6 protein-coding genes are annotated in these 6,140 nt (G+C 40.5%); all 6 read left to right on the top strand.

Annotated elements, in window-relative coordinates:
* Positions 1-84: IS1 family transposase (locus tag ACNQ0W_RS24480; protein WP_032083315.1), on the top strand; the 84-nt coding region annotated here is incomplete at its 5' end.
* Between the two features lie 778 nt (positions 85-862).
* Positions 863-1,249 (top strand): plasmid stabilization protein StbA, encoded by a 387-nt coding sequence (gene stbA, locus ACNQ0W_RS24485; RefSeq protein ID WP_049100255.1) that lies wholly within the window; start codon positions 863-865, stop codon positions 1,247-1,249.
* An 8-nt stretch (positions 1,250-1,257) separates the two neighbouring features.
* Positions 1,258-1,449, top strand: a complete 192-nt coding sequence (locus tag ACNQ0W_RS24490) for a hypothetical protein (RefSeq protein WP_000861580.1) — start codon at positions 1,258-1,260, stop codon at positions 1,447-1,449.
* A gap of 77 nt (positions 1,450-1,526) precedes the next feature.
* The gene (locus ACNQ0W_RS24495) at positions 1,527-4,466 is read left to right on the top strand and encodes an AAA family ATPase (RefSeq protein WP_049100257.1); all 2,940 of its coding nucleotides are present in this window, start codon (positions 1,527-1,529) and stop codon (positions 4,464-4,466) included.
* Positions 4,463-5,887, top strand: coding sequence for a tetratricopeptide repeat protein (locus tag ACNQ0W_RS24500; protein WP_063958658.1), 1,425 nt, complete (start codon positions 4,463-4,465; stop codon positions 5,885-5,887). The genes ACNQ0W_RS24495 and ACNQ0W_RS24500 overlap by 4 nt, the downstream gene beginning before the upstream one ends.
* Positions 5,888-6,073: 186 nt before the next feature.
* A partial coding sequence (locus tag ACNQ0W_RS24505; RefSeq protein ID WP_225541151.1) for a hypothetical protein occupies positions 6,074-6,140 on the top strand: 67 nt, incomplete at its 3' end.

Genomic DNA, 6,140 nt, shown 5'->3' on the forward strand with positions numbered 1-6,140 from the left:
AGGAAGTCACTGTCGTTCTCAAAATCGGTGGAGCTGCATGACAAAGTCATCGGGCATTATCTGAACATAAAACACTATCAGTAAGTTGGAGTCATTACCCAGCTCATCGCGCAGTGAGCCAAAATCCGCATCTGAAGCACGGTCAAAAAGGTAATCCAGTTTGCGATTTACGTCGCTCAGCTGGTTGGTAACTATTTTCAACCCGGACTCCAGATCACCTGGGCCAGCTTCAAGGCAGCGCCGCAGATACTCTGACCGATTACCACCTGAAACCAGGTCTATATAGGCCAAAAGTTCATCTGATACTTTTGCGGTTATTGTTGGCATTCAGTCCTCACTTTGTGCATTTTTTAAACGAAAAAAGGGTGTCTAATACGGTGAAATCATAGTATTACCAAAGTAATAAATAAAAAATTCTTTAAATCAGTAAGTTAGATTGGATTTGTAATACCTGGGTAATACCGCAGCATGGCTAAATTTGGTTTTTTTTTCTTTTAAATCAGTGTGATATAGTGATTTATCACGCTGCGTTAGGTGTATAGCAGGTTAAGGGATAAAAAATCATCTTTTTTTGGTAGGGCGATCTCCGTAGGTTAAGGGGCATTTGGCTAAAAAGCGTCCTATTCTTTGATGGTCATGCTTGCATGACCATCTGAGCAACCAAAAACTACAGATAAACTACAAAAAACGTTTTGCCTTAGTGTTGAAAGACTACAAATAGACTACAATAAAACTACAAATAAACTACAAAAAACGTGACAGACTACAAATAGACTACAATAAAACTACAGATAAACTACAAAACTCGATTGACCCCTTCTTACGAGTGTTGTAGAGTCATTTTCATACAACGGAGGGGGTTATGAATAAACCAGCAGATCTGAAACCCCGCAACTTATCGGCTGCTGTCAGATTGCGCCTAAATGAAATCGAGAACTGGCTGGACAGAGGGCTAACGCGGCATGAAATTGCTGAAATCCTCGACAGCGAATACAGCTTTTCGGTAACAGCCAAAGGGCTTGAGATGGCACTGTATAGAACGCGGCAAAACCGAAAAAATGTATTGCACAATACACATGATAAGAGTAGCGCGAAGGGTGCAGCGGAAAGTGTATTGCACAATAGACAACCGTCTGAGCCTGAAGCGCAGGAAAGTAAAAAAGCAGAGAGTCCCGGCATTATTGATAAAGAATTCTTCAAGAAAATCGGTGAGAATTTCGACCCTAAGAAGTTCAACAAAAAATTCTGAGGTGATTTATGAAAGTAGCGGTAATTAATTACAGTGGCAGTGTTCGTAAAACCTTAATTTCATCTTACCTGTTAGCCCCGCGCCTGACTGGTGCAAAGTTCTATGCGGTAGAGACTATCAACCAGTCTGCTTCCGATCTGGGTATTGAAAATGTGACCAGTTTTAAAGGTGACGACTTCTCACGTTTGATTGAGGGGTAATGACTCCAACTTACTGGTAGTGTTTTAGCGAAGTTAAGTGACACAATAGTTTAATCTGGAGGAATTAATGAAGAGTTATGAGTAATTTTAATTTTCTAACAGACATCAGCCCTGAACTCGCTCAATTTGGTAAAAGTGCCGAGCTGTATTGCCATGATGATAAGCAGGTAGCACTAGTGAAACTTAGGTGTTTTACTGAAGTAGTCGTTGGGGAAATTTATTCACGTTTATCGCTAACCCCACCTGTTCGTGATGATTTATATAATCGACTGCGCAGCTACGAATTCAAGGACGTTGTCAGTGATAAGGGAATCTGGGCCAAATTAGATGTATTGCGACATAAAGGTAACAAAGCCGCCCACTCTAGCAATGGTTCAGACGAGATTTCCCTCAATGAAACACTCTGGTTAATCAAAGAAGCTTATTTAGTCGCCCGTTGGTATGCTCAAGCTATTCTCAATAAGCCTATCACTCCGCCAGAGTTTGTTGATCCGGTAAAACCTATCGATCATACATCTCGCTTAGAAGCAGAGTTAGAACGGCAACGTCAAGAACTCAATAAACGAGAGGCTGAATTAAAGACCCAGCTTGCTGATAATAGTGATAAATATCAACAACAGACGAGTGAGCTAATAGCTCAACTAGACGAAAAAAACGACACACTTTCCAATGTAAAAAAAGAGCAAGCACTATTACAGATTGAACTTGAACAAAAACAAAAAGATCTAGTCGCTTCACAACAAGCCTTCTTTGATTACAGGACGCGTGAAGAGTTTAAACAAGCTAGTATTTCATCAGCTTCAAGCTTTGATCTTGATATGGAAGTGACGCGCCGAAATATTGATATATTTGATTGCTTTGAAGGAGTAAGTTTAACTAAAGGTCAAAACCAAATAGTTAAGCAAATAAATGAGTTTTTAACCGATACCAAACAAAACGTATTTTTACTTAATGGTTATGCAGGTACAGGTAAAACATTTATAACTAAAGGAATTACTCAGTACCTAGAAAGAATTGGTCGTGAATTCGCTATTATGGCCCCGACGGGGAAAGCCGCGAAAGTGATATCAGACAAAACAATGCAACCTGCCAGCACTATTCACCGCGTGATATACAATTACGACAACGTGAAAGAGTACAAAGTTGACGGTGTGGAAGGGTCTGAAACTTATCGTTGCTATGCTGACCTTAAAGTCAATGTAGATACTGCCGAAGCTGTTTATATAATTGATGAAGCGTCAATGGTTTCTGACAGATATTCCGATGGTGAGTTTTTTCGTTTTGGGAGCGGATATTTATTAAAAGACTTGCTCAAGTACATAAATATTGACCACAACGATCATAATAAGAAAGTTATTTTTATTGGTGATAATGCACAGTTGCCACCTGTTGGAATGAATACGTCACCAGCGCTAGATGCCAGTTACCTTAAAGAAAATTATCAAGTCGCTGTGGCTTCAGGGTACTTGACTGAAGTTGTTCGTCAAAAAGGTGATAGTGGTGTTTTGAACAATGCTGCCATGTTGCGTGACGGTTTAGAGCAAAATCTTTTCAATAAACTGAAATTTGAAGTTAATGATCATGATGTATTTAATTTGTCCTCGGAAAATCTACTTAGCACTTATCTAGACTCATGTGATAGAAAAGTTAGCCGTACAGGAGAAAGTATTATTATTGCTTCTTCAAACCGACAAGTAGCTGAGTATAACCGTTTGGTTAGAGAGTACTTCTTTACTGGTCAACAGCAAATGGTCGCGGGAGATAAAGTCATTTCGGTAGCAAATCACTATCGAGCAGACGCTTGTATTACCAATGGTGAATTTGGAATGATCAAGGAAGTACTATCTCCTCATTCTGAGTTGATTAGTGTTGACATTAGCGTCAAAGGTGACACTGGTGACATGGTTAAGCGAAAAGTAAATCTGAGTTTTAGGGATGTGATTCTAGGCTTTCGCAACGACTACGGTGAACCATTCTTCTTTGAAGCCAAAATTGTAGAAAACCTACTTTACAATGATCAGCCGACCTTATCGTCAGATGAGCACAAAGCACTCTATGTTCACTTTTTAAATCGACACCCAGAACTGAGACGTAAAGGTAATGAACAAAAGCTTAGAATTGCATTATTGCAAGATCCTTATTTCAATGCTTTTAAACTGAAGTTTGGTTATTCCATTACTGGACACAAAGCACAGGGTAGCGAATGGAAAACTGTTTTCTTACAGTGTCAAACACACCAAAAAGCCTTAACTAAAGATTACTTCCGCTGGTTATACACCGCTATAACGAGAACTTCTGGCATCCTGTATGTAATGAATCCACCTCAGTTGCGCTTAGGAGATGGAATGAAAATAGCAGGAGCGTACCAACCCAAAGCAGTAAACCTAGACAATTCTGCTCCTGAAGGCGTTGAGGTTGTGCGACCAAGTACCGAAGCAACGAACTCAGTAGCCACAGCGAAGTTTGATTTTCAGACTGACATCCCGCAACTTAAAAAGCTATACCAACTTGTTGATGCATGTATTGAAGGTACAGGGATTACTGTAGTGGATGTCCTTCATTATAACTATCAAGATCGTTACATCTTGCAGCGCGGGAATGAGCAGGCTTCGATAAGTTTCAATTACAAGGGTAACTGGAAAGTGTCTGGCGTAAAGAGCATTACTCAAGATGGGTTCGATGTTGAACTCATGGCTTTGCTTGGTCAATTAGAAGGTACTTTGCTCGATGTACCTGAGCCTTCAAAGGATACTCAGTTCCATTTTTCAGAGCCATTCTTAGAAGAGTTTTATCTAAATGTAATGGATCAAATCAACAGTGTTGGAGCTGATATAAGCAAAATTGAATCTCGTTCATTTTGTGAAAGATATGCATTTGTTAAAGGCAATGAGTTGGCGGTAATTGAGTTTTGGTACAACAAGTCTAGCCAGTTTACTAAAGTTCAACCTATGCCTCAGCTTAGTAATTCCACAAGGCTCATTGACGAAATAATATGTCAAATAGGTGTGCTTCTATGAATGAGCCAGCTAATCGTACAGTAAATAATTTGAGAAAGAGCGGAGACCTGCAAGGGGCTTGGGAGTTTGGTTTTCAAGCGTTGCAGGCAGCACCCCAAGATACTTACTTGAAAGGTGCTTTATTTTGGGTGTGTTATGAGTTTCTTAAGCACCAGCTTGAAAATCTAAATAAGCGAGCGAGTTCTTCAAACAACTATCGTCCTACTGATTTTGAATTTGAGCAAATAGAGAACTTGCTGCAAACCATAGTAAATTTAGATATTGCTACTGGCGGCCTAGAGTACAAAATGCTGCTGGTTCAGTTTAAGAAGAGTTTGGAATGGTTTCCAACCTTGATTCACCTTGTGCTTCGACATCAAACTGTACTATTTGATGATGAGGCTAAAACACCTTTTCAAGCTGAAAAAGGTGAAGTGCCAAGTTTGATGCTCTCAACAGCACGCCAAGTGGCGAGTGCATGGCTTAGAGCACGAGAGTATTGGCATCTAGATCTTAACCAAGTGATGGCATTTATTAACCAAACACGCGAGCAAGCCTCTGACACTAAACATATGATGTGGCTTGATTACGACCAAGCGAAGTGCCTTGTTATTGCGGGCCAATACGATCAGGCTCGCGAACTCATTCTACCCATTTTAAGAAAGAAGCAAAAAGAGTCTTGGGCTTGGGGAGCGTTGGCTGCTACTTATTCAAAACAAGATCAGCGTTTAGCAATGAAGTTTTTTGCTAGGGGAATAGTATCCGCACATGACGTTACTTTTAGTTTACGTTTATTACAGGGAATTATTCCTTTATTACTTGCAAATCAACAGCAAGCTGAAGCCTCAATGTGCCTAAAAACGGCTATTGCGGCTTATCAAGCCCATGGGTGGAAGCTAAAGCAAGAGCTAGAACAGCTATCTATGCAGGCTTGGTATGATTCTGGTGTCGATGAGAAGCAACTGAGTCCTTTTTTAAACTCTATTTCTCACGACGCTTTAAATTACTTGCATGGGCCGATGGAGAAGGTTGTTGCTATCGTAGAGAATATCCATAAATCCGGTAAAGGCTTTCAAGTATTCGTAAATAAGTCGACATCACTATCAGTTCGCATGGGGGTTCATAAAGGTAAGCAGAAACCTCAGGCTGGTGACTATGTCGAGCTATCCGTAGCGAGTGTTGATGGAAACAAAGAAGTAGTAGCTTCCTCATCGTCCAAGCAAGTAGATATGGCTGATGTTTCGTATGTAGAGGGTACGCTTCGAATAGCACCCAAAGGCTTCGGATTTGTCGAGGATACTTTTGTTCCTCCCTTTGTTATAGGTAATTTAAAAAATGAAACAAAAGTCAGAGCACTCCGTATCATGAGTTGGGACAAATCTAAAGCTCGCCACAACTGGAAAGCGATTAAGTTAACGGAACTAAATTTTAATGAATACTAAGTCGCTTTCCGGCGAAATCGAGTTAGGACAGGCTCAAGAATTAGCCGAGGTCGAATAATGGCAACCCGAGTAGAAATGATTATCGAAACGCTCAAGGCGAACCCCGACAAGAAGTTTACTGCTCGGGATTTAGCCAAAGAATTTGTGCTTCGATGGCTTTGTTGAATAAATCGAACTTTTGCTGAGTTGAAGGATCAGATCACGCATCTTCCCGACAACGCAGACCGTTCCGTGGCAAAGCAAAAGTTCAAAA

It is taken from the genome of Enterobacter cloacae complex sp. 6730903 (assembly GCF_048283985.1).
GTDB lineage: Bacteria > Pseudomonadota > Gammaproteobacteria > Enterobacterales > Enterobacteriaceae > Enterobacter > Enterobacter hormaechei_C.

What these genes read in the sequence shown, in the direction of transcription:
- ACNQ0W_RS24490 (WP_000861580.1), top strand. Translation starts at nt 1,258, where the DNA reads ATGAAAGTAGCGGTAATTAATTACAGTGGCAGTGTTCGTAAAACCTTA.
- ACNQ0W_RS24500 (WP_063958658.1), top strand. Translation starts at nt 4,463, where the DNA reads ATGAATGAGCCAGCTAATCGTACAGTAAATAATTTGAGAAAGAGCGGA.
- stbA (WP_049100255.1), top strand. Translation starts at nt 863, where the DNA reads ATGAATAAACCAGCAGATCTGAAACCCCGCAACTTATCGGCTGCTGTC.
- ACNQ0W_RS24495 (WP_049100257.1), top strand. Translation starts at nt 1,527, where the DNA reads ATGAGTAATTTTAATTTTCTAACAGACATCAGCCCTGAACTCGCTCAA.